Source organism: Mesorhizobium sp. B2-3-10, from assembly GCF_006442275.1.
GTDB lineage: Bacteria > Pseudomonadota > Alphaproteobacteria > Rhizobiales > Rhizobiaceae > Mesorhizobium > Mesorhizobium australicum.
The window spans coordinates 349,396-373,213 of the sequence record NZ_VFVT01000005.1 but is presented as its reverse complement, the minus strand read 5'-3'; the positions used below and the strand labels follow the sequence as shown (position 1 = coordinate 373,213).

Sequence of the window (23,818 nt, the reverse complement as noted above, 5' to 3'; positions counted from 1 at the left end):
CGCTCTAGTCGTTTGCCTCGACTGGAGCGAGCGGGACGACAATCTGCCGCCGTAGCCTGCAGAGATCGGTGATCTGCCGCGCTGCCCGGCTGGCCTCCCTGCGGATACGCGCGAGTGCCCGTATCCTGTGTCCATTGGCGAGCCCGCTCGCGACCCACTCGGCCTCCCGACCCTGTTCGAGCAGGCTCGGTAACCTGTTGCCCACGAACTGGTCCTGCGCACAGAGCGCCGGAACAAGCTGGTAGATCGTCTTGCCGGTCGAGATCGCGAATGTGGGATCGAAGATGAGATTGTCCACCGCCACATTGACATCGGCGGTTGTCTCGAGAAGGGCGCGTGCCATCTGCCGGGAGAGCAGGTATCCGCCCGTCCCTATATGGTTCTTGCGGAGCCTGAACAGGGAAAACCCGCCGCCGACGGGAAACCTCTCCCGCTGGATCACGGTTGTGTGGAAGAATGTCTCGAGCTTGACGACATCTGCGTCGGCGGGAATCCAGCTCGTATCGGCAAGCAACGTACCGGCTTTCGCGGAAAACACCATGTCGTCCTCGAAGATGGCGCCGTAGGGCGCTTCATCTTGCGCGATGATGGCCCAGCAGGCGCGATGGCTGTGCAAGCACGCGATCTCGCTGCCGGACAGACGTCGCACCGCATATCGTGCATGCTGGCGCTGCAGCGCGAGGTCTGGCCGGTCCCTTGCATCGATTGCGGCAACCCGCTCGAATCCGAGGCCGATGCGCGCAAACTCCGCCGTCATATGGGCGAGCCGGTCGGGGGATCTATCGAGGTTGATGACCAGACACTTCATTTCTTTAACAAAACTTTTTTCTTATGGCGCTCTATAGCACATGCGGAACCAGAGTTTTTATTTATGATAAGGACTTGGTTTTTGTAAATAAACAGGGAAACACGGATGTTTACCATCTCCTGGCTGGAATCACTATCGATATTTTGGATAGAACAGGATTCAATTTCTGTGTCCGCTCGCCACACGGCAAGGTGGAAGCAACGCGGAGCTCTATATTTATCTTGGCAGGCTTTGGAGCTTCCTGCCATAGATGTCGGTCGGGCTTGCCTTCGGGCGGAGCTCAAGCGCATTCCTGCGGCGCCGGATATGGACTTGGCGGCCGTCAGGCAAGATTAGTCGGCTTCCCAGTCGTCTCGAAGGGGACAACGATGTGTCGCCGGCCTCTGCAGAAGCCGAGAACCCACCGCACTGTCCGTCCGCCTTCGCTCATAATTCTTTCAGCCGCCGGCCTTCTGCGTTTCGCGACAAGCTCATTGCCGGTTCTTGCGGCATCCCGCTCCTCCCCAAGCAGGCTTGGCAGTCGGTCGCTGACGAACTGGTCCTGCACACACAGCGCAGGGACGAGCTGGTAGATCGTCTTGCTGGACGAGACTCCGAACGCCGGGGTGAAAAGTAGATCGTCGGCGGTGATATTGATCGTTTCGGTCGCTTCGAGGAGATCGCGCGCGGCCTGTCTGGAGATGATGTAACCCCCGGTCCCCGGATGGTTCTTGTAGAGCCTGAACGCGGAAAAACCATGACCGGTGGCGATCCTTCGTCGGTGAATGAGGGTCTTCTTGAAGTACGTTTCCAATTTGACAATGTCGGCATCTGGCGGAATCCAGCCGTCGTCAGCAAGCAACGGACCGGCCTTTGCTGAAAAAACCACGTCGTCCTCGAAGATGGCGCCGTAGCGAGCCTCGTCCTGCGCCAGCATCGTCCAGCAGACGCGGTGGCTGTGCAGGCAGGCGACTTCGCTGCCCAACAAACGCCGGGACGCATAAATCGGATGTTGCGGTTGCTGCCCGAGTTCAGGGTGGCTACGTGCATCGACCGCCGCAACGCGTTGGAACGCGACGCCGATCCGGGCGAACTCTGCACTTATGTGTGCAAGTCGGTCCGGGGACCGATCTAGGTTTATGACCAGGCACTTCATTGTCGACAAAGGTCCAGCGGGATGGGCGGCGAACGATATATTAGAAGCGGCGCGCTTTTTAGTGTGGGCGCGCGGTTGTGTACAGTTTTCGCCATTTGGTCAATCCGCTGGGTTCGGAGAACCGAATTCAAAACAGCCCTTGACCTTCCAGTTACTGGAAGCACTACCTCTGCCTCGAAGCAGGTCCATTGAGGCATTAGAAATGACGCATTCAGATCACGATCATCACACGCATGGCGCTCATGGCGGCTGCTGCGCGGCAAAGGGCACGGGCGGAGATTCGGATGCGGTTCTGCGCGATCCGGTCTGCGGCATGACGGTGGAGCCGCCCGCCGGCAAGCCGACATTCGAGCATGGCGGCCGCCTCTATCATTTTTGCAGCGAGCGCTGCCATTCGAAGTTCCAGGCCGAGCCGGACCGCTACCTGACCGCCGTCGACCCTGTCTGCGGCATGATCGTCGACCGCGCCGACGCCAGGTATTTCGTCCGCCATGAAGGCCAGGGCTTCTATTTCTGTTCCGCCGGCTGCAAGGCGAAGTTCGAGGCAGCGCCGCAAACCTATCTCGGCGACAGGCCGGCGCCGGCGCCGATGCCCAAGGGCACGCAATACACTTGCCCCATGCATCCGCAGATCATCCGCGACAAGCCCGGCTCCTGCCCGATCTGCGGCATGGCGCTCGAGCCCATGGGCGTGCCGACGGGCGATGAAGGGCCGAATCCCGAACTGGTCGACTTCACCAGACGCCTCTGGGTGAGCGCGGTGCTGTCGGTCCCGCTGCTGATCGTCGCCATGGCGCCGATGATAGGCCTGTCGCTTGAGGGCCTGGTCGAGGATCGCGCGAAGGTCTGGATCGAACTGGTCGTGGCGAGCCCGGTGGTGCTGTGGGCCGCTTTCCCGTTTTTCCATCGCGGCTGGGACTCGATCCTCAACCGCAGCCCCAACATGTGGACGCTGATTTCGCTGGGTGTCGGCGCCGCCTATCTCTACAGCGTCGTCGCCACGTTCTTCCCGGACATCTTTCCGCATCAGTTTCGCGGCCATGGCGGTGCGGTGCCGGTTTATTTCGAGGCGGCCGCCGTCATCGTCGCGCTGGTCTTCCTCGGCCAGGTGCTGGAACTGCGCGCCCGCGAGAAGACCGGATCGGCGATCCGAGCTTTGCTCGACCTCGCGCCGAAGACCGCGCGGCGGGTCGCCGAGGACGGCGCCGAGATCGATGTCGGGCTGGACGAGGTCAAGACCGGCGATCGCCTGCGCATCCGTCCCGGCGATGCCGTCCCGGTCGACGGCACGGTGCTCGAAGGCCGCTCCTCCATCGATGAATCGATGATCACGGGCGAGCCCTTGCCGGTCGAGAAGGCCGAAGGCGACGCCTTGACCGGCGGCACGCTCAACAAAAATGGCTCGCTGATCATGCGCGCCGAACGGATCGGCGCCGAGACGACGCTGTCGCGCATCGTCGAACTCGTCGCCAAGGCACAGCGCTCGCGCGCCCCGATCCAAGGCCTGGCCGACCGCGTTTCCTTCTATTTTGTCCCGACCGTCGTCCTGGTCGCGATCGCCGCATTCGTCGCCTGGGCGATCTTCGGCCCCGAGCCCAGCCTGATCTTCGCCATCGTCTCGGCGGTTTCGGTGCTGATCATCGCCTGTCCCTGTGCGCTGGGTCTCGCCACACCGATGTCCATCATGACCGCCACCGGGCGCGGCGCGCATGCCGGTGTGCTGATCAAGGAAGCCGCCGCGCTCGAGCGCTTCGCCTCCGTCGACACGCTGATCGTCGACAAGACCGGCACGCTGACCGAGGGCCGGCCGAAATTGACCGATGTCGTGGCTGCCAGCGGCTTTTCCGAGGACGAATTGCTGAGATGCGCCGCGACCCTGGAAAAAGGGTCGGAGCATCCGCTGGCCGAGGCCATCGTCGACGGAGCCGGCCAGCGCGGCGTGAAGATCGCCGAGGCCGGCAGCTTCGAGGCGGTTACCGGCAAAGGCGTTTCCGGCACGGTGTCGGACAAGAAGGTCGCGCTCGGCAATGCCGCGATGATGGCCGATCTCGCCATCGACGTTTCCGGGGTCCTGGCCAGCGTGGAAGCCTTGCAGGGCGATGGCAAGACGGTGATGTTCGTCGCTGTCGACGGCAAGCTGGCCGGCATCGTCGCCGTCGCCGATCCGGTCAAGGCGACCACGGCCGAGGCGATCAAGGCGCTGCATGGCAGCGGGCTGCGGATCATCATGGCGACCGGCGACAATGAGCGCACGGCCAGGGCGATCGCTGGACATCTCGGCATAGACGAGGTTCGGGCAGGTCTGTTGCCGGAACAGAAGGCAGCGCTGGTCGAGGAACTGCGCGGCAAGGGTGCCGCCGTCGCCATGGCCGGCGACGGCGTCAACGATGCGCCCGCGCTTGCCGCCGCCGATGTCGGCATCGCCATGGGAACGGGCGCCGATGTCGCGGTCGAAAGCGCCGGCATCACCTTGGTCAAGGGCGACCTCAACGGCATCGTCCGCGCCCGAACCCTGGCGCAGGCCACCATCGGCAACATCCGGCAGAACCTGTTCTTCGCCTTCCTTTACAATGTGCTTGGCGTGCCGGTCGCGGCCGGCGTGCTTTATCCGCTCACCGGCACGCTTCTGTCGCCGATGCTGGCGGCGGCGGCGATGAGCCTGTCCTCGGTTTCCGTGATCGCAAACGCATTGCGCCTGAGAACGTTGAAACTCTGAGATTAACCCCCAGATACGAAACCCAACCGACAGGAGACCATGAATGACCTTGGCTAAAAAACTCGTGCTGCTGCTGATGGCCGCCGGAATGCTGCTTGCCGTTTTCCTCGAAAGCGTGCCGGCGCAGAGCGAGGAGATGAAGCACGACATGGGTGCCATGGCCATGGGGGCGGAAAGCCCTTCCACGGCGGGCTACAAGGCGGCGATGGACAAGATGCATACCGACATGATGGCCTCCCAATATACCGGCAACGCCGATGTCGATTTCGTCCGCGGCATGATCCCGCATCATCAGGGGGCGATCGACATGGCCAAGGTCGAACTGGCCAACGGCAAGGATCCGGAAATCCGCAAACTCGCCGAAAACGTCATCGCCGCGCAGGAAGCCGAAATCAAGCAGATGCAGGACTGGCTCGCCGCCCATCCGGTGAAGTAAGGCATCAACGGCGGCGACCGGAGAACCCGAGCTCCATCCTGGATTTCTCCGTATGCTTGTGATGCCATGCGCCTCGATCGCTTACCCAGGAGCCCCCATGCCCACGACGACAAGAACCACCAAGCTGCCTTCGGGCGAAGCCGTCCAGGTGCTGGGACAGGGCACCTGGAAAATGGGCGAGGATGCCCGCCGTCGAGCCGGGGAGGTCAATGCCTTGAAGCTTGGGCTGGACCTCGGCATGACGCTGATCGACACCGCCGAAATGTATGCCAGCGGCGGCGCCGAGGAGGTGGTGGCCGAAGCCATCGCCGGCCGGCGCGAAGAACTCTTTCTCGTCTCCAAGGTGCTGCCGTCCAATGCTTCGCGCACCGGCGTGCCGGCGGCTTGCGAGAAAAGCCTGAAGCGCTTGCGCACCGACCGCATCGATCTTTATCTCCTGCACTGGCCGGGCAGCGTGCCTTTGGCCGAGACCGTCGACGCTTTCGAGGCTCTGAAGAGGGCCGGCAAGATCCGCCACTGGGGCGTCAGCAATTTCGATACCGATGAAATGGAAGAGCTCACCGGTTTGCGCTCGGGCGGCAATGTCCAGACCAATCAGGTGCTCTACAATCTGTCGCGGCGCGGCCCCGAATTCGACCTTGCACCATGGAGCCGCCAGCGCGGCATTCCGCTGATGGCCTATTCGCCGGTCGAGCAGGGCGCGTTGGCGCGCAATGCCAGGCTGGAGGCCATCGCCACCCGTCACAATGCGACCCCTGCGCAAATCGCCTTGGCCTGGGTGATGCATCAGGACGGCGTTATCGCCATTCCCAAGGCCAGCAGCCAGGAACACGTCCGCCAGAATTTTGCCGCGCTGGACATAAAGCTTACGGCCGATGACCTCGCCGATCTCGACCGTGCATTCCCCCCACCGACGCGCAAGCGCGGACTGGAAATGATCTGACTATTTCCCCGCCAGCCCCTTCAGCCGGTAAAGCGCCTCCAGCGCTTCCTTGGGGGTCATCTCGTCGGGATTGATCTCACCGAGTGCCGCGCCCACAGCGTCGCTCTTCACCGGCTTTGGCGCCTCTCGCTTCACCGCCACCGAAAACAGCGGCAGGTCATCGACCAGCCGGTTGGTCTTGCCGGAGACCTCGCCTTCCTCAAGCTGATGCAGAACTTCCTTCGCGCGGCCCACCACCGCTTCCGGCAGGCCGGCAAGGCGGGCTACCTGCACGCCGTAGGAGCGGTCGGCGGCACCCTTGCCGACCTCGTGCAGGAAAACGACGTCGCCTTCCCACTCCTTGACCCGCATGGTGACGTTGGAAAGCCGCGCCAGCTTGCCGGCGAGCGACGTCATTTCGTGGAAGTGGGTGGCGAAGATCGCCCGGCAGCGGTTCTTCTCGTGCAGATACTCCACCGCCGCCCAGGCAATCGACAGCCCGTCGAAGGTGGCGGTGCCGCGGCCGATCTCGTCGAGGATCACCAGCGCCCGTTCGCCGGCCTGGTTGAGGATCGCCGCCGTCTCCACCATCTCGACCATGAAGGTCGAGCGGCCGCGCGCCAGGTCGTCCGACGCGCCGACGCGTGAGAACAGCCGGTCGACAACGCCGATATGGGCCGATGTCGCCGGCACGAAGGAGCCGGTCTGGGCCAGGATGGCGATCAGCGCGTTCTGCCGCAGGAACGTCGACTTGCCACCCATGTTGGGGCCGGTCAGCAGCCAGATCGCGCCGTTCTTGGCATTGCCCTCCGGCGAGAGGTCGCAATCGTTGGCGACGAATGGGCCTTCGCCCGAACGGCGCAGCGCCTGTTCGACCACCGGATGCCGCCCGCCTGAAATCTCGAAGGCAAGGCTGGAATCCACCACCGGCCGGCACCAGGCCTCGCTTTCCGACAGAAGCGCAAGCGCTGCCGACACGTCGAGCACGGCGAGCGCGTCGGCGCCGGCGCGGATCGCCTCGGCCGCGTCGACCGCTTCCGCCGTCAGCGCATCGAAGGCGGCCAGTTCGATGCTCAGTGCCCGGTCGGCGGCATTGGCGATCTTGGTCTCGAGCTCGGCGAGTTCGGTCGTGGTGAAACGCATGGCGTTGGCCATGGTCTGGCGGTGAATAAAGCGCGCCTTGGCGCCATCGCTGCCAGTCATGACGGCGTGATGATTGGCCGTCACCTCGATGTAGTAACCCAGCACATTGTTGTGCCGGATCTTCAGGGAGCGGATGCCGGTTTCCTCGATCAGCGACCGCTCCAGTCCGGCAATCACTTTTCGCGACTCGTCGCGCAACGCCCGCATCTCGTCGAGGTCCGGGTGGTAGCCGCCGCGAACGAAGCCGCCGTCGCGTTTGAGCAGCGGCAGTTCCTCGCCGAGCGCCTGGGTGAGATGCTGGGCAAGCGCCTTGGGCAGCGCCTTGATCGCGGCCATCGCGCCGGCCAACTCCTGGGGCAGGGCGGTCGCGGCAAAGGTTTCGGCGATGGCACCGGCCGCCTCGAAACCAGCGCGAAGCGCGCCGAGATCGCGTGGCCCGCCCCGGTTGAGCGCCAGCCTGGACAGGGCGCGCGGCATGTCGGCGACGCTCTTCAGGCTCATCCGCACCGCCTGGCAAAGCCTGACCTCGGAGCGGAAGAACGAGACGGAGTCCAGCCGCGCGCCGATGGCCGCCGGGTCGGTCAGCGGCGCCATCAGCCGGTCGGCGAGCAACCTTGCGCCGCCGCCGGTCACCGTGCGGTCGATCGCCTTGAACAGCGAACCCTCGCGGCTGCCGGACAGCGTACGCAGCAGTTCGAGATTGCCGCGCGTCGCCGGATCGATGAACAGGGTCGAGCCCTGCTCCTCGCGCTCGGGCCGCGACAGCGGCGGCCGCTCGGCCTTTTGCGTTTTCTCGACGTAGGCGATGGCGCCCGAGATCGCCGACAATTCGGCGCGCGAAAACGTGCCGAAACTGTCCGGTGTCGCCACCTCGAAGAAACGCGCAATCCGCCCCGTGGCCGAGGCCGAATCGAACAGGCTCGGCGGCTGTGGGCTGGCGACACGGCCGAGCACGTCGAACACCGGCTTCAGGTCGGGATCATGGAACACCGGCTCGGCGACGATGAGTTCGCGCGGATCGACACGGAAGATGTCGGCCAGCAGCCGGTCGGCGGTGGTCTCGGCGACGCGGAAAGCACCAGTCGAGATGTCGATCCAGGCAATTGCAAAGCTGTGCTCGCTGCCGCCCTTCACCCGACCCAACGCCATCAGATAACTCGATTCCGACGGCGCCAGCAGTTTGTCCTCGGTGATGGTTCCCGGCGTCACCAGCCGCACCACGTCGCGGCGCACGACCGATTTGGAGCCGCGCTTCTTGGCCTCGGCCGGATCCTCGATCTGCTCGCAGACGGCAACGCGGAAGCCCTGGCCGATCAGCTTCTGCAAATAGTCGTCGGCCGCATGCACCGGCACGCCGCACATTGGAATGTCGTGGCCCTGATGCTTGCCGCGTTTGGTGAGCACGATGCCCAGCGCCCGGCTCGCCTTCTCGGCATCGTCGAAGAACAGCTCGTAGAAATCGCCCATGCGGTAGAACAGCAACGAATCCGGGTTAGCCGCCTTGATCTCGATGAACTGCTCCATCATCGGTGTGACGGCGGCAACGCCGGGCTGCGGCGGCGTCATCGCCTCGGGGGCGGCGTCGGGCTCGTTCGGGCTGTGCATGTTCATGGCGCGGCACGCTAGCAGATGTGATGGCGGGGTTTAATGCCAGGCCATCGAAAAGCAGGGGAAGACCGCGAGCCGTCTTCATGGAACGGCTGTTCAGCTGCATTGTCCGACACGGCGATCGCGAATATCTGTCATCTTGGGCAATAATGGCGGGGGCGTCATGGACAAAGACGGGCACGAAACGTTCGAGGAGATGGTGGGACCGATCGACTCGGCGCTCGAGCGCTTCTGGCTCATGACAGCTCGGCACGCCAGCCAACGGTTGGGCAGGCTTAAGTTTGTAGCAGCCAAGCGCCTTCCTTTCGCGCTGCCGCTCAGCGGTCCGTTGTCCCACCTGGATAGCGGCATTCGGCTTGCAGCTTACGTGCTCAGCCACGATCCGCTGCTGATCTACACGCCGATCGGCGGCGAGCGCCCCCTCAACTCAGTGGTGGCAATCGGCCGTCGCCTGGCCTCGCGCCGCGCCGTGTTCCTGCTGATGCCGAGTTGGACGCTTGAGCGGCCCCATGTCGTCGCGAAGCTTGGCAGGGATCTCGCCTGGTACCGTGAGAGCTTCTCGCTTCACGAACTGATCTTTCTTTGCAACACGCAAGAGGAGCGTCGTCTGGTCACTGCTGCCGGAGGAACCGCGATCTTCTCCAACCACAATCTGATGGTCAGCGAGGACATATTTCGACCACTGCCGGACATTTCTGTCGAGTTTGATGCGGTCTATAACGGCCGCATTTCGCACACCAAGCGCCACCACCTCGCCTTCGATATCGAAAGGCTCGCCCACATTACCTTTTCGATCGGCGAGCTGCCGCGGGCCGGCGACCGTGCCTTCGTCCGTCGCTTGCAGGCGCAATCGCCGCTGCATCGTATCGCCAACCCGATCGTCAATGGCCTAACTGGCTGGCTGGCGCCGCAGGAGGTCAACCGCGTCTACAACCAGGCCGCGGTTGGGCTCTGTCTGTCGGCGGCGGAAGGGGCGATGTGCTCCAGCATGGAATATCTGATGGCGGGGTTACCGGTGGTGAGCACGCCCAGTCTTGGCGGCCGGGACGTCTTTTTCGATCCGGACTATTGCATCATCGCCGAGCCCGATCCGGCGGCGATCCGGCGCGCGGTCGAGACGTTGCGCGACCGCGCCATTCCCCGCGATGAGATTCGCAACCGCACGCTGGCCAAGGTGCGGGCTCAACGGGAGGAACTCACAGTGTTCCTGTCCGACCTGTTGAAGAGGATGGGAAGCAGCCAACCGCCGCTGACGCAATGGCCGTTTCCCGGAACCAGGACGCTGCGGCGCTGGGCAACGGCCCGCCAGCATGCGGATGAAATCACGACATTGGGAACGGCGCGGAAAGGCTTCTGACCGGCCGTATCCGCTTTGAAGCAGCTTTGCCCAGCTTCGTGGTTTACACGCGGCGGCCCGTGGTCTTAATTCGCAAGCACACAGGTACCCGCTTCAAGGAGGTGCCGCACCGGCGAGGAAATCAAAAGCACCATGGCCAGGAAAACCGAGAACAACGGTCCGTCCGTCAGCGCGCAGGAAGCGCTCGAATTCCACGCCATGGGCCGGCCCGGCAAGCTGGAGATCGTCGCCACCAAGCCGATGACGACGCAGCGCGATCTCAGCCTTGCCTATTCGCCGGGTGTCGCCGTGCCGGTGCGCGCCATCGCAGAGGATCCATCCAAAGCCTTCGACTACACGACGCGCGGCAACATGGTCGCGGTCATCTCGAATGGTACTGCAATCTTGGGACTAGGCAATCTCGGCGCGCTGGCCTCGAAGCCGGTGATGGAAGGCAAGGCGGTGCTGTTCAAGCGCTTCGCCGATGTCGATTCCATCGACCTCGAGGTAGACACCGAGGATGCCGACGAGTTCATCAACTGCGTGCGCTTCCTCGGTCCGTCCTTCGGCGGCATCAACCTGGAGGACATCAAGGCGCCGGAGTGCTTCATCATCGAACAGCGCCTGCGCGAACTGATGGACATTCCGGTCTTCCATGACGACCAGCACGGCACCGCCATCATCTCGGCCGCCGGTCTGATCAACGCGCTGGAAATAACCGGCCGCGACATGAAGACCACGAAGCTGGTCTGCAACGGTGCGGGCGCGGCCGGCATCGCCTGTATCGAGCTGATGAAGGCGATGGGTTTTTCGCCAGAAAACATCATCCTATGCGACACCAAGGGGGTTGTCTTCCAGGGCCGCACCGAGGGCATGAACCAGTGGAAATCGGCGCATGCGGTCAAGACGGAGGCGCGTTCCCTGGCCGAAGCGCTGGACGGCGCCGACGTCTTCCTCGGCCTTTCGGCCAAGGGGGCGCTGACCACCCCCATGGTGCAGTCGATGGCCAAGAACCCGATCATCTTCGCCATGGCTAACCCCGATCCCGAGATCACCCCGGAGGAAGTGGCCGAGATCCGCACCGACGCCATCATGGCCACCGGGCGGTCGGATTACGCCAACCAGGTCAACAACGTGCTCGGCTTTCCCTACATCTTCCGCGGCGCGCTGGATGTCAGGGCCACCACCATCAATGACGACATGAAGATCGCCGCCGCCCGCGCGCTGGCCGAACTGGCGCGCCAGGACGTGCCCGACGACGTCGCCGCGGCCTATCAGGGCAACCGGCCGAAATTCGGCCCCAACTACATCATTCCGGTGCCGTTCGACCCGCGCCTGATCTCGGCCATCCCGATCGCCGTGGCCAAGGCGGCAATGGATTCGGGCGTCGCCCGCAAGCCGATCCTCGATCTCGACCGTTACGCGCAGGAGCTTTCCGCCCGCCGCGACCCGATCGCCTCGACGCTGCAGCGCATCTACGACCGCGTGCGCCGCCAGCCCAAGCGCATCGTCTTCGCCGAGGGCGAGGAGGAGCAGGTGATGCGCGCCGCCGTCTCCTACGTGAACCAGCGGCTCGGCACCGCTATCCTGCTCGGTCGCGACGACGTCATCAAGGAGAACGCCAGGCACGCTGGCATCGACCTGAACAAGCAAGGCATCGAGATCATCAATGCGCGCCTGTCGCGCCGCAATTCGATCTACACCGACTATCTCTACGAGCGCATGCAGCGCAAAGGCTTCCTGTTCCGCGACTGCCAGCGGCTGATCAACAACGACCGCAACCATTTCGCCGCCTGCATGGTGGCGCTGGGCGACGCCGACGGCATCGTCACCGGCGTGACCCGCAACTATTCGACCGCGCTCGACGACATCAGGCGCATCATCGACGCCAAGCCCGGCCACCGCGTCATCGGCGTCTCGATCGTGCTCGCGCGTGGCAAGACGGTGCTCGTCGCCGACACCGCCGTGCACGACATGCCCAACGCCGAGCAGATCGCCGACATAGCCGAGGAAGCGGCAGGCTTCGCCCGCCGCATGGGCTACGAGCCAAGGCTCGCCATGCTGGCCTATTCCACTTTCGGCCATCCGCAGGGCGAACGCTCGGAGCGTGTCCAGGAAGCCGTGCGCATCCTCGACAAGCGCCGCGTCGACTTCGAATATGACGGCGAGATGGCCGCCGACGTCGCGCTCAACGCCCGCGCCATGGCGCAATACCCGTTCATAAGACTGACCGGTCCGGCCAACGTCCTGATCATGCCGGCTTTCCACTCGGCCTCCATCTCGACCAAGATGCTGCAGGAACTGGGCGGCTCGACCGTCATCGGCCCGCTGCTGGTCGGCCTGAACAAGCCGGTGCAGATCGTGTCGCTGAATGCCAAGGACAGCGATATCGTCAACATGGCGGCGATCGCCGCCTACACGGCGGGGGCTTGAGGGGCTTCCCCCGTGTGGGACGCATCACGCCAGCCGCATCACCTGCTTGTGGCTGGCGATCTCCCACAGCAGCCAATCCCGGAACAGCCTGACGCTGGTTGAATTGCGGTTGCCCGGCTTCTGCCGCAGGCAATAGCTCTGTGGGATTGCGTGGCGGATCGTGAAGGGCGCGACCAGCTGGCCGCTGGCCAGCAGGTCCTCGACCGTGATGTTGTCGGCCAGCGCCACGCCGCCGCAATTGACGGCCTCACGGACAGCAAGCGCCGGGTCGTGGAAGATCGGGCTCGCGTCTGACCTTCGACATCGATTGCCTCGACCCGGCCTATCTCCCGGCACGGGCACTCATTGTCGGCGCCGACGTTGTCGAGGTGGCGCCCGCCTATGACCACGCCGATGTCACGTCGCTTGCCGGGGCGGCGGTGCTGCAGCACTATCTCGGCCTGCTCGCGGAACGAAAGGGATGACCGCGCCGACTTCACCCCGGCGCGAACGCCCGCGCCGCCTCCACGACTTCCTCCGCCTGGTCCTGCCGCAGCAGGTCGATCGGAATGCGGCCGTCGAGCTGTGCCGCTGGACGGGTCAGCCACAGCCATGCGAGTCTCGGATTGCCGATCAGCTCCAGCACGTCGCTGATGCCCGCGACCGGCCTGCCATCGACGAACTGCGCCAGCGGGAAGACGTGCTTGCGGCCACCCTTGCGCAGAGCGATGACGTCGCCGCGCCTTTGCCAGCGGTGCAGGGTGGAGCGGGCGATGCGCAGGTTCTCTTCCAGATAGGTCGAGCCGGCGACGCGGCCGGCCCAGTCCTCGATCAGCATCGATTCGAGGTCGTCGGACTGGGGGAGCGCGGCAACTGTTTCAGCCTCTGCCGACAGCGTCGTGGCGGTCATGGCGCCGGCTTCGCCGCGGCGTGCGGCTTCCGCCGCCAGCGCCCGCACGAATTTCTGGGCCAGGCCCGGAAGGTCGGCATGGATGGCGTCGATGGCGCGCTGGTGCTTGGGCGACAGCAAGGTGACGGCGGACGCTATCGAGCCGGCGATCTTGCCGACCGAGACCATTGTGGGGCCGTTGATGGCTTCGTCATAGTGGGCAAGCGCACGCTCGACCCTTTCCGCCACCATGTCGGCGAAATCGTCCTGCGTGATGCCGGTTGTCTTGGTCTGAAATGTCGTCTTGGTCTGAAATCTTGTCATGCATCTGTTTTCTGGGCCGCGCGCTCTCCTCCCTTGGCCGCGGCCGGTTGTTGAACGGTTACGGCGGAACGTGGAAAGTGCGACGGCAACGGATGCAGCGACCCGACAGGTTGCTGTCCTGCATTGCTTCACACCCCGATTAGCATGTCGAAATGTCAGTCACGGCACGCTCGCATTTGCGTGTAGGAGCGGTATGTGACAACTGCGCGACGATGAGAAGCTGTCCGCGCTTGCCTCCTTTCCCCAACAGCGAGCGAAGAGAAAGGGCGTTGTTACAGCAACCCCGCCCGCTCGGCCTCTTTGCGCAGGTTCTGCCTTGGCCTAGGGCCGATCTGCTGGATCACCAATCCGGCCGCCAGTGAGCCAAGATCGCCGCAAGTCTGGAGGTCGCGTCCCTGTGTGTAGCCATGCAGGAAACCGGCGGCGTAGAGATCGCCGGCGCCCGTCGTGTCGACCAGTTCCTTGATGGCGGTCGCCTGGATGACCACGGTCTCGTCGCCACGCACGATAACCGAGCCCTTTTCGGAGCGGGTAACCGCCGCGATCTTGCAATCCTTGCGGATCCGCGCCAGCGCTTCGTCGAACGACGACGTCTGATAAAGCGACTTGATCTCGTGGCTGTTGGCAAAAACGATATCGACCGTGCCCGAACGCATCAGGTCTAGGAACTCGTCGCGGTAACGGTCGACGCAGAACGAATCCGACAAGGTCATCGAAACTTCGCGACCGGCCGCGTGCGCCAGTTTCGCCGTCTGCCGGATCGCTTCCTTGGCGCGCGGCGGGTCCCACAGATAACCCTCGAAATAGGTTACCTTGGCGCCGGACGCCTTGTCGGCTTCGACATCTTCCGGGCCGAGTTCGACGCAGGCGCCGAGATAGGTGTTCATCGAGCGCTCGCCATCGGGGGTGACGAAGATCATCGAACGCGCCGTCGGCGGCTCGCCCTGGAGCGGCTTGGTGTCGAAGGCGACACCCTGCGCGTGGATATCGTGCGCGTAGATTTCGCCCAGCGCATCGCTGGAGACCTTGCCGAAGAAGGCGGCGCGTCCGCCAAACGAGGCAACACCGGCCGCCGTGTTGCCGGCGCTGCCGCCGGAGGCCTCGATAGCCGGGCCCATGCGGCTGTAGAGCAATTCGGCGCGCTGCGTGTCGATGAGATTCATCGCGCCCTTGATGATGCCGTTGGTCTCGAGGAATTCTTCCTCGCACTGGGCGATGATGTCGACAATCGCATTGCCGATGCAAAGCACGTCATAATCCGGCATCAATGTCTCCGCCAAAAACCCGGGCCGGCTTCTTGCCATGCCCGCGCGGGTCTACAGCATGACCCTGAAAACTGGCAACCGATTTTCTGTCCTTGCCGCGCCAGCCAGGCGCTACGACAATTCGACCGTGGCCGAAACATTTCGTCGCGATGTCGCCTACATCTGCGCCTGTTCAATCACGGTCCGAAGGCGCGAGCCCATGCCTGCCAAAAACAACACGACCATCGACCTGGCATTGCTGGGCGTGCTGGCGGTGCTTTGGGGAGCCTCCTATACCTTCATCAAGATCGGCGTAGAGACCATCCCGCCCATCACCTTCATCGCCGCCCGCACCCTTATCGCCGGCGCCATCCTGTTCGCCATCATCCGCTGGCGCGGGCTTGCCATGCCGGGCGATGCGGCAAGCTGGCGCCGCTTCGCCTTCCAGGCCTGCCTCAACAGCGTCGTCCCGTTCACGCTGATCGCCGCGGCCGAGCGTTCGGTCGACGCCGGCCTTGCCACCATCCTCAACGCCACCTCGCCGATCTTCACCTTCCTGCTGACGGCGCTTATCACCCGTCATGAGCCGGTGACCGTGCGCAAGCTGGTCGGCGTTGGCGCCGGCATCGCCGGCATCTGCCTCATCGTCGGCACGCAGGCGCTTGGCGGCATCGGCCACCAGCTCTGGGCACAGATCGCCATCGTCGCGGCGACGATCTGCTATGCCGGGGCCGCCATTTTCGGCCGAGGCTTCAAGGGCCTCGATCCGATGCTTCCCGCCGCCGGTTCGATGCTGTGCGGCGCTGTCATGCTGGTACCGCTCAGCCTGGCGGTCGACCAGCCATGGACGCTGGCGCCTTCGACGGCTTCCATCCTTGCCCTGCTCGGCCTGTCCGTGTTTTCGACGGCACTGGCTTTCGTCATCTATTTCCGCCTGATCCACACGCTGGGTTCGGTCGGCACCACGTCTCAGGCCTATCTGCGGGTGCCGATCGGCGTCGGCATCGGCGCCGTCTTCCTCGGCGAAAGCCTGGGGCCCACGGCCTGGCTCGGCATGGGGTTTGTCGTCGCCGGCGTGGCGGCCATGACCATACCGGTTCGTAAGCCGGGCTTAGCCCGATAGGCAGATCTGGGGAACATACGAAGGCAAGCAACGGCCCGCGCTTGTGCTCGCGGGCCGCACCGCCTATCTCGGAGGCGTCCTGCCTTGTGGCTGTGTCCGCTGACCTGGGGGTGAAGCACGTGATTTTCGACGCTGCCCGCACTGCGGCCCTTGAGCTGCTCTCGCCTCCGTTTCGCGCCGTGTTCATCAAGACGCTCGGCCTGACCCTGCTGGCGTTGGTCGCCCTGTGGTTCGGCTTGACCAGCCTTGTCGAATGGCTTGCCCTGCCGTGGCTGCAAACATTGTTGCCCGGCATGCCGTCCTGGGCCGGCTGGTTGGGCGGCATCGTCGCGGCCATCGCGCTGGCCTTCGGCATGGCGCTTCTGATCGCGCCAGTCACGGCGGTAATCGCCGGCCTGTTCCTCGACGATGTGGCCGAAGTGGTCGAGCGCACCGATTATCCCGGCGACCCAGTCGGACGCGCCATGCCGGTATTGCGCTCGCTGGTGCTGGCGATAAAATTCTTCGGCGTCGTCATCCTGGGCAACGTCGTGGCGCTGATGCTCCTGCTGGTGCCGGGCATCAACATCGCCGCCTTCTTCATCGTCAACGGCTACCTGCTCGGACGCGAATTCTTCGAATTCGCCGCCATGCGCTTTCGCGGGGAAGAAGAGGTCCGGGCCCTGCGCAGGCAGTATGCCGGTACGGTGTTTCTCTCCGGGCTGGTTGTCGCGGCCTTCCTCGCCGTGCCGCTGCTCAACCTGCTGACGCCGCTCTTCGCCGCCGCCATGATGGTGCATCTGCACAAGGCGATCTCGGCACGGGAAGTCGCGCGCGCCTCGCGGCGCCAAATCTCTTCAGCGTAGCAGAAATCCCCGCCCCAACTCGTCGTCCGGCTCGACAATGAATTCGGCTCGTCCGGAATAATAGGCACGGCCGCCGACGCGGGCGACGATCGCTTCATGCGGGCCGGCCTGCGCTGTTCGCGCCACCGCACCGGAAAAGCGTGAGCCGGCGATGCTCTCGAACGTTCGCGTCTGCCCCACGGCGATCTCGCCCTTGGCATGCATGGCCGCCAGCCGGGCGGTGACGCCGGAACCGGTTGGCGAGCGGTCGACCTCCGCCTCGGCGAAGACGCAGACATTCCTGGTGGCCTCTCCGGAAAAAGCGTCCTTTCCATCCGTCAGGATGGTGCCATAGAGGAAGGCGAGGTCATCATGATCGGGATGCGACAGCGGAAACTCGGCCTTCAGCCGGTTCGTCAGCGCGGTTGCCGCGTCGACGAAATCGCGCAGGCGGTCGTGGCCGAACTCCAGCCCGAATTGATGACAGTCGGCCAGCGCGTAAAAGGCGCCGCCATAGGCGATGTCGAAACCGATCTTGCCATAGCCTGTCAGCTCGATCTGTCGATCGCCGGCGAACAGGAACGCCGGCACGCTCTCGAACGACACCGCGCCGGCCTTGCCATCGCTGACCGCGACCGAGGCGACGACCAGGCCGCACGGCGCCTCGATGTTCACGGTGGTGAACGGCTCCTGCTTCGCCACCAGCCCCTGATCGACGGCGTAGCGGCCGAGCGCGACGATGGCGTGGCCGCACATGGTCGAATAGCCCTCATTGTGCATGAACAGCACCGCGAGGTCGGCGCCGGGCAAATCGGGCTCGACCAGCAAAGCGCCATACATGTCATAGTGGCCGCGCGGCTCGAAGATCAGCAACTTGCGCAAATGGTCGAGATGGTCCCGCACATAGGCGCGCTTCTCAAGAATGGTGCCCTTGGGGATAGCGGGATAACCGCCCGTGACGATCCGTAGCGGCTCGCCACCCGTATGCATGTCGACAACGGTAAGGTTCATGCGGCCGAACCCATCCTAGCCCTGGGATTTGCCGAACAGCGCCTGCAGCTTGCCGAACGGCATGGCGGCGCGGGTGAAGCCGAACGTGCCGTCCTGCTGGATCTCGCGCGCCGCCGTCTCCAGCATGCCGTAGGCGAAATTGGTCAGCCATGGCCCAAGCGAAATCCGCTTGGCACCGGCCATGGCGAGGTCGGCGATGGTGAAGCCGGGCCTCGCCATGACATTGACCGGCTTGCCGACCGACGAACACAAGGTCCGCACCATCTCGACATCGCCGATACCAGGTGCATAGAGCACGTCGGCGCCGGCTTTTTCGAACGCCTGCAGCCGCTTGATCGTGTCGTCGAGATCGGACTTGCCCCAGAGGAAATTCTCGGCCCGCGCCGTGAAGACAAAGTCGCGCTTCAGCGCCCGCGCCGCCTCCACCGCTGCGGCGACGCGCTCGACCGCGTGCGAAAACTCGTAGATGGGCTTTTCAGGATCGCCGGTGTGATCCTCGATCGAGCAGCCGGCAAGCCCGGCCGCTTCCGCCGCGAAAATGGTTTCGGCGGCCTGCTCGGCGCTGTCCCCCTTGCCCTTCTCGAGATCGGCCGAGACCGGCAGGTCGGTCGCGCCCGTCACCTCGCGGCAATGATGGATCATCTGGTCGAAGGTCACGGCCCCATCCGGCAGGCCGCGCGAAAAGGCAAAGCCGGCGCTGGTGGTGGCCAGTGCCTTGAAGCCGAAGGATCCGAGCAGCTTCGTCGTGCCCGGATCCCAGGGATTGGGCATGACGAAGGTCGAGGCATGCAGGTCGCGAAAAATCTTGCCCTTGTCCATGAATGCTCCCCCATAACGAGTATTGGGGCGGATGCTACCGCGCTGTTTGCGGCCGGGCAAACGAATGCGGTTGGTTCAGAAGCGTTTCTCGTTCTCTGCTGCCAATTTCTCGAAAGCGTCGATGTGGCGCATCTCGACAGGCACGGAGGTGGCATCCTTGTGACGGGCAGCGCGCTGCCGAGGTCAGGGAAACTGACGGCTTGTGCAGAGGCCGCCATCCCCAAAAGCCGCAGCAGCACCCCAGGTGAGGATGAAGCGAAGCAGGTACGTTGGCATGCGGCGCCCCATTGTCGGGCGCGCGGAAGGTAGCACCGCGCTTCGTGGCGTCCAGTGCAGCGGATCAGTGGATCGGCACCAGCCCGGCGAGTTCGCGCATGTCGTCGAACAGGATGCCGCCGGCCTGGATCAAGCCGTCGAGGTCGGAATAGGGGTCGCCATGATAGGAGAACACCCGCATGCCGGCGGCGATGCCAGCCTGCGTGCCGGCGACGCTGTCTTCGATGACGATGCAGTCGGCGGGCGGGAAGCCCATCGTTTTGGCCGCATGCAGGAACAGGTCGGGGAACGGCTTGCCGCGCGATACCATGGTGGCGCTGAACATGGCATGTTCGAACAGCGGCAACAGACCGGTCTGGCCAAGCGTTATGTGCATCTTGGAGATCCTGGCCGAGGTGGCGACGCAATAAGCGATGCCGGCCGCGCGGACCGCCTCGATGAACTCCCGGACATAAGGGATCGCCTCGACACCGTGAGCGAACAGATCCGGCAGGCCGGCATTCCAGCGCTCGACGAAATCGGCGCCGAGCCTGACGCTGGTCGTCTCTTCGATCTCCTTCTGCACCGAGACCATGCTGCGGCCGGAGAAGTTCTTGCGGCAATATTCGAAGGTCGTTGGAAAACCGGCGTCGCTCAGCCATTCGGCCAGGCGCCGGTTGGCGAGGTTCTCGGTATCGACCAGGATCCCGTCGCAGTCGAAGATGACGAGCTTTGGCAGGGGGCGTGTTTCAGTCATGTTAGATCAGTCTACCCGGCAAAACGGTTCACTGTGCCGAAACACAGCCAGGCATCAGGCGGTGCCGGTCGATCCGAATCCGCCCGAGCCACGCGCCGTGCCGCCGGCCAGCGAACGCTCTTCAACCGCCACCTGCGTCACCGCGGCGAAAACGATCTGGGCAATGCGCATCCCGCGCGTCACCGCGAAATCCTCGTCGCCGAGATTGACCAGCAGCACCTTCACCTCGCCGCGATAATCGCTGTCGACCGTGCCCGGTGAATTGAGGACGGTAAGGCCGTGTTTGAATGCAAGGCCCGAGCGGGGCCGCACCTGGCCTTCCATGCCTTCGGGAATTTCCAGGATCAGCCCCGTCGCTACCAAGGCGCGCTTGCCCGGCAGGATCAGAAGCGGCCGGTCTTCAGGCACCGCCGCGCGCAAATCCATGCCGGCGGCGCCGGCGCTTTCATAGGCGGGAAGCGGAAGTCCCTCGCCATGCGGCAACCTGACGAAGCCGACGGTGGGACCGATGACGGAAGGTGTTTGAAGGGCTGCGCGCATAAAATCGATCCTATCGGCGCGAATGTCGATTCGGTCAACTCGACCGCGGCGCTATCAACGGCTTTCTTTCAGGCATCACTGTGGCCTAGCGGAGTTCCATAGGAACCACCGTCGTCTCCTTGATCTCCTCCATGACGAAGGAGGCGGAGACATCGGATAAAGCCACCTTGGCGATGAGCCGCTGGTAGAGCCGGTCATAGGCTTTCACGTCGGCGACGCGGGCGCGCAGCACATAGTCGAGATCACCGGACATCCGGTAGACCCCGATGATCTCGGAAAGACCGTTCACCGCCGCCCGGAATTTCTGCAGCCAGTCGGGGTCGTGATTGGATGTGCGGATCAGGATGAACACCGAAAGGCCGAGTCCGAGCTTCTCGGCATCGACCAGCGCCACACGGCCGGTGATGATGCCATCTTCCTCCAGCCGCTTGACGCGACGCCAGCAGGCATTCCGCGACAAGGCTACCCGCTCCGACAGCTGGTCGACCGACAGCGTGCCGTCACGTTGCAATTCGGCGAGCAGTTTTCGATCAATTTCGTCGATGTCAAAGCTCATATTGGGATATTTGTCCCATGGAATAGCAAAATACAAGGATATTTTGGGACCAATGAACCGGTGAGGCGTGTCAGGATACTCATATCGAAACGAAAAGCGCTGAAGGGGAACCAGCATGTCGGTCGCAAGGATCTTCACCTCTCATCCGGCCAAGGTCGGCGAGACCTATTTCAGCCATATGGCCTTCGCCGCCTGGTTTTCCTCGCGCCTTCTGATGGCGGCGGGAGCAGCTCTTGTTCACGCTTTCTTGCCATTTCTCTTCGAGACTACCGCCAGCCGAATCATTCGCGAGCTCTACGAGCGGACGCACAACAGAGGCACGCACGCGATCAACGAGCCCGCTGCTCTTCCGGATCGCGCCTAGAGGAAGACAGAAGCGATGTGCCGGTGGGCGGCCTATCTCGGTGAAGCGGTCTTTCTCGAAGACATCCTCACGGCGCCCTGTCACTCGCTGATCGCCCAGAGCCATTGCGCCCAGGAAGCGAAGTCGCCCACCAATGGCGACGGCTTCGGCCTTGCCTGGTATGGCGAGAGGCCAGAACCCGGCCTCTACCGCGATATCCTGCCGGCCTGGTCCGATCCCAATCTGAAAAGCCTGTGCCGGCAGATCAAGTCCAGCCTGTTCCTCGCCCATGTCAGGGCCTCGACCGGCAGCGCCACCAGCCGCATGAACTGCCATCCGTTCATCTCAGAACGCTGGTCGTTCATGCACAACGGCCAGATCGGCGGTTTCGAAAAAATCCGCCGCGCGCTGGAGAACTCGCTGTCCGACGCCGTTTTCGACCAGCGCGAAGGCACCACCGATTCCGAACTCTTTTTTCTGCTCATGATCGACGAGGGCCTTTCGGCCGACCCGCAAGGCGCCGTCTCGCGCGCCACCAGCCGCGTGCTGGAAGCCTCGCGTCGTGCCGGTTTCGAGCCGGCGCTGAAACTGACCGCCGCCTTTTCCGACGGACAGGCATTGTATGCGGTGCGCTATGCCACCGATGCCCTGGCTCCGACGCTTTACACGTCCATTTTCCGCAAAGGGGCCGGCCGCTGCATCGTCTCCGAGCCCTTCGATCGCGAGGGCGGCGACTGGCAGGCGATTCCGCCATCGAGCTTCGTCACCATGACCAGGGATGGCATCGACATACATCCATTCGCTCCGGTCGCGGCAAAACTGGCGCTGGTTGGATAGGCTTTCGCCGCATTGAGTAACGTCGCGGGACAGCGCCCCCCTCTGTCCTGCCGGACATCTCCCCCACAAGGAGGGAGATCGGATGCCTCAATGGCTTTCGCCAATCCCCAGCGTTGCAGGACAGAGCGAAGCGCCGAAAACTGCCAATCTCCCCACGCGTGGGGAGATGTCCGGCAGGACAAAGGGGGCGCCGTAGAGTGGCGACCTCAACCATGGCGTGCAGCGTGATGCTCGGCCTCCAATTGGTCGGCAAACGCTGGTCGGAGCCGCGGCTGCTCGGCATCGCCAGGGCGATGATGCCCTTGACCAGCGGCTTTCGCCGTCCGCCCGGCTATTGAGCGAAGCGATCCAATCCATAGGGCGCCAGCAGCGTGTCGCGCTTGCCATCAAGAATTTCGCGCGTGGCGAACAGACCGATGGCCGGCGCCAGAGTGATGCCGGAATGCATGACCGCGATATAGACACCCTCCTTGCCTTTGGCGCGGCCGATGATCGGAAAGCCGTCGATCGGTGTCGGCCGGTAGCCAACGGTGTGGAAATCCAGCTCCAGCCCGTCGCTGTCGCGCAGCATGGCCTTCATGGCCGCGAACAATTCACGCGCCGTGGCTTCGGCGTCCATGCCGGGATCGGCGCCGCCGAAATCCGAGCCGGCGATGATTCGACCCTCGGCGGTCTGACGCATGTGCAGGCGCTCGGCCAGCACCAGCCCGTTGAGCAGTTTCTTGTAAGGCCGCGAGTGGACGATCAACCCGGGCGGTGTCTCGATCGGCAGGTTGATGCCAGCGGTCGCGGCAATGTCTGGCGAACCCACGCCGGCCGCGATCACCACCTCGTCGGCGGCAAACAGTCCATGCGATGTGTCCACGCCGGTGACCTTGCCGACGCTTTGGACAAGCGCCGTCACCGTGCTGAAGAGGATTCGCGCGCCGCGCCGTTCGGCATCGGCCAGCAGTGCCTTGGTGGCCGCGACAGGCTCGGCGACACCCTCTTCTGCGACATGCAGGGCGAAATCGGGAAGCTCGGTGAGATTGGGTTCGATGAGCGCCACCTCGCCGCGGTCGACGCGCTCGATTCCGTAGCCCCACTCAGAATGCTCCGCTGCATAGGTCTCCATGTCGGCCGCCGGCAGATCCCAGCACAGGCCGCCGCACCAATTGAGCGGCAGGCCGGGCAGGTCCCGCGCTAGGCGAGCCCACTCAGCCATGGCGCGGGTGCGCAGCCGGAAATACGGCTCCGGGTTACCCCAGCTTGCGTTGATCCAGGCAAACGAGTTAGGGGTCGCCACGCCGCCGCGTTCGCTTTCGGCAATGACTGTCACCTGCGCGCCCGCAATGGTCAGATGCCAGGCGATGGAAGCGCCGATGATGCCGGCGCCGATGACGATCACTTGTTTCGCCTCGGTCATGGTCGCTCCTTTGCCTCGTGATTGGGGGACGGTTCATCCCAGTGCCATTCCGGCGGCCCGTTGCCAACATTGGCAGCGCAAAATTATGCATCTTGACACCATCGCTTCTTCGACCATGTGCGCTATCTCGATGCCTTCCTCGACGCGCTCGGCATCCAGGACATGGTGCTGGTCGCCCAGGATTGGGGCACGGCCCTTGCCTTTCATCTCGCGGCGCGGCAGTGCCATGCCGGATGGCTTCCGGGGGTCGTTCAGGCAGGCCGCTTGAACGAGCCAGCCTGAAGCAAGCCCCGCAACCGGCGGTGTTCACGCCGCCGGACCGGTCGACAGCCCGGCGCTGCGCTGCTAGAAGCCCGGCCTGTCACACGGAAATCC

21 protein-coding genes and 2 pseudogenes are annotated in these 23,818 nt (G+C 64.0%); 11 read left to right on the top strand and 12 right to left on the bottom strand.

What is annotated here, in order from left to right:
• Window positions 1-4: 4 nt before the first annotated feature.
• Window positions 5-808: a glycosyltransferase family 25 protein gene (locus FJ943_RS17240; RefSeq protein ID WP_140660537.1), complete on the bottom strand. Its 804-nt coding sequence runs from the start codon at window positions 806-808 to the stop codon at window positions 5-7.
• A gap of 322 nt (window positions 809-1,130) precedes the next feature.
• Window positions 1,131-1,943: a glycosyltransferase family 25 protein gene (locus tag FJ943_RS17235; protein WP_140660538.1), complete on the bottom strand. Its 813-nt coding sequence runs from the start codon at window positions 1,941-1,943 to the stop codon at window positions 1,131-1,133.
• Between the two features lie 202 nt (window positions 1,944-2,145).
• Here FJ943_RS17235 and FJ943_RS17230 point away from each other — a divergent pair, with 202 nt between their 5' ends.
• The 3 genes from FJ943_RS17230 (at window position 2,146) to FJ943_RS17220 (ending at window position 6,038) form a co-directional block, all read left to right on the top strand.
• Window positions 2,146-4,659, top strand: a complete 2,514-nt coding sequence (locus FJ943_RS17230; protein WP_140723222.1) for a heavy metal translocating P-type ATPase — start codon at window positions 2,146-2,148, stop codon at window positions 4,657-4,659.
• Window positions 4,660-4,702: 43 nt separating this feature from the next.
• A complete protein-coding gene (locus tag FJ943_RS17225; RefSeq protein ID WP_140614900.1) occupies window positions 4,703-5,095 on the top strand; it encodes a DUF305 domain-containing protein in 393 nt (130 codons plus the stop codon).
• A gap of 97 nt (window positions 5,096-5,192) precedes the next feature.
• Entirely contained in the window at window positions 5,193-6,038 is an 846-nt protein-coding gene (locus tag FJ943_RS17220; protein WP_140723219.1) for an aldo/keto reductase, read from the top strand.
• Here the strand turns inward: FJ943_RS17220 and mutS are convergent, their stop codons facing one another.
• Window positions 6,039-8,771 (bottom strand): DNA mismatch repair protein MutS, encoded by a 2,733-nt coding sequence (gene mutS / locus FJ943_RS17215; protein ID WP_140723216.1) that lies wholly within the window; start codon window positions 8,769-8,771, stop codon window positions 6,039-6,041.
• Between the two features lie 160 nt (window positions 8,772-8,931).
• Here mutS and FJ943_RS17210 point away from each other — a divergent pair, with 160 nt between their 5' ends.
• Both FJ943_RS17210 and FJ943_RS17205 read left to right on the top strand, forming a co-directional pair.
• Window positions 8,932-10,125, top strand: coding sequence for a glycosyltransferase (locus FJ943_RS17210; protein WP_140723213.1), 1,194 nt, complete (start codon window positions 8,932-8,934; stop codon window positions 10,123-10,125).
• A gap of 132 nt (window positions 10,126-10,257) precedes the next feature.
• Window positions 10,258-12,537 carry an NADP-dependent malic enzyme gene (locus tag FJ943_RS17205; protein ID WP_140723210.1) on the top strand — a complete coding sequence of 760 codons (2,280 nt, stop codon included), beginning with the start codon at window positions 10,258-10,260 and terminating at the stop codon, window positions 12,535-12,537.
• Window positions 12,538-12,561: 24 nt separating this feature from the next.
• Here the strand turns inward: FJ943_RS17205 and FJ943_RS29675 are convergent, their stop codons facing one another.
• Entirely contained in the window at window positions 12,562-12,765 is a 204-nt protein-coding gene (locus tag FJ943_RS29675) for a hypothetical protein (RefSeq protein WP_181174576.1), read from the bottom strand.
• Between the two features lie 39 nt (window positions 12,766-12,804).
• On the opposite strand from FJ943_RS29675, the pseudogene FJ943_RS17200 reads away from it, so the two are divergent.
• Window positions 12,805-13,001: pseudogene (locus FJ943_RS17200) on the top strand (arginase family protein); the annotation flags it as partial.
• An 11-nt stretch (window positions 13,002-13,012) separates the two neighbouring features.
• Here FJ943_RS17200 and FJ943_RS17195 read toward each other — a convergent pair.
• Both FJ943_RS17195 and FJ943_RS17190 read right to left on the bottom strand, forming a co-directional pair.
• On the bottom strand, window positions 13,013-13,729 hold the full coding sequence (locus tag FJ943_RS17195) for an antitoxin Xre/MbcA/ParS toxin-binding domain-containing protein (RefSeq protein ID WP_140723207.1): 717 nt from the start codon (window positions 13,727-13,729) through the stop codon (window positions 13,013-13,015).
• Between the two features lie 272 nt (window positions 13,730-14,001).
• Window positions 14,002-14,994 (bottom strand): adenosine kinase, encoded by a 993-nt coding sequence (locus FJ943_RS17190; RefSeq protein ID WP_140723204.1) that lies wholly within the window; start codon window positions 14,992-14,994, stop codon window positions 14,002-14,004.
• A 199-nt stretch (window positions 14,995-15,193) separates the two neighbouring features.
• Between FJ943_RS17190 and FJ943_RS17185 the strand changes: the two genes are divergently transcribed.
• Both FJ943_RS17185 and FJ943_RS17180 read left to right on the top strand, forming a co-directional pair.
• Complete coding sequence (locus FJ943_RS17185) at window positions 15,194-16,096, top strand: EamA family transporter (RefSeq protein WP_140723201.1); 903 nt, start codon at window positions 15,194-15,196, stop codon at window positions 16,094-16,096.
• A gap of 119 nt (window positions 16,097-16,215) precedes the next feature.
• Window positions 16,216-16,941: a sulfate transporter family protein gene (locus FJ943_RS17180; RefSeq protein ID WP_140723481.1), complete on the top strand. Its 726-nt coding sequence runs from the start codon at window positions 16,216-16,218 to the stop codon at window positions 16,939-16,941.
• On the opposite strand, the gene FJ943_RS17175 is transcribed toward FJ943_RS17180, so the two are convergent.
• The 5 genes from FJ943_RS17175 to FJ943_RS17155 all read right to left on the bottom strand — a co-directional run bounded on the left by FJ943_RS17175 (window position 16,933) and on the right by FJ943_RS17155 (window position 20,858).
• Window positions 16,933-17,931 (bottom strand): proline racemase family protein, encoded by a 999-nt coding sequence (locus FJ943_RS17175; RefSeq protein WP_140723198.1) that lies wholly within the window; start codon window positions 17,929-17,931, stop codon window positions 16,933-16,935. The genes FJ943_RS17180 and FJ943_RS17175 overlap by 9 nt on opposite strands.
• A 15-nt stretch (window positions 17,932-17,946) precedes the next feature.
• Window positions 17,947-18,750: an oxaloacetate decarboxylase gene (locus FJ943_RS17170; RefSeq protein ID WP_140614891.1), complete on the bottom strand. Its 804-nt coding sequence runs from the start codon at window positions 18,748-18,750 to the stop codon at window positions 17,947-17,949.
• Between the two features lie 340 nt (window positions 18,751-19,090).
• Complete coding sequence (locus FJ943_RS17165) at window positions 19,091-19,762, bottom strand: HAD family phosphatase (RefSeq protein ID WP_140723195.1); 672 nt, start codon at window positions 19,760-19,762, stop codon at window positions 19,091-19,093.
• A 54-nt stretch (window positions 19,763-19,816) separates the two neighbouring features.
• The gene (dut, locus tag FJ943_RS17160; protein ID WP_140723192.1) at window positions 19,817-20,302 is read right to left on the bottom strand and encodes a dUTP diphosphatase; all 486 of its coding nucleotides are present in this window, start codon (window positions 20,300-20,302) and stop codon (window positions 19,817-19,819) included.
• A gap of 85 nt (window positions 20,303-20,387) precedes the next feature.
• Complete coding sequence (locus tag FJ943_RS17155; RefSeq protein WP_140723189.1) at window positions 20,388-20,858, bottom strand: Lrp/AsnC family transcriptional regulator; 471 nt, start codon at window positions 20,856-20,858, stop codon at window positions 20,388-20,390.
• A gap of 115 nt (window positions 20,859-20,973) precedes the next feature.
• On the opposite strand from FJ943_RS17155, the gene FJ943_RS17150 reads away from it, so the two are divergent.
• Entirely contained in the window at window positions 20,974-21,222 is a 249-nt protein-coding gene (locus FJ943_RS17150) for a DUF6356 family protein (protein WP_140723186.1), read from the top strand.
• Between the two features lie 15 nt (window positions 21,223-21,237).
• Complete coding sequence (locus tag FJ943_RS17145) at window positions 21,238-22,038, top strand: class II glutamine amidotransferase (RefSeq protein ID WP_140723183.1); 801 nt, start codon at window positions 21,238-21,240, stop codon at window positions 22,036-22,038.
• Window positions 22,039-22,369: 331 nt separating this feature from the next.
• Here the strand turns inward: FJ943_RS17145 and FJ943_RS17135 are convergent, their stop codons facing one another.
• Window positions 22,370-23,443 carry an FAD-binding oxidoreductase gene (locus FJ943_RS17135; protein WP_140614887.1) on the bottom strand — a complete coding sequence of 358 codons (1,074 nt, stop codon included), beginning with the start codon at window positions 23,441-23,443 and terminating at the stop codon, window positions 22,370-22,372.
• A 99-nt stretch (window positions 23,444-23,542) separates the two neighbouring features.
• Between FJ943_RS17135 and FJ943_RS17130 the strand changes: the two are divergent.
• Window positions 23,543-23,665: pseudogene (locus tag FJ943_RS17130) on the top strand (alpha/beta fold hydrolase); the annotation flags it as partial.
• Window positions 23,666-23,818: the final 153 nt, after the last annotated feature.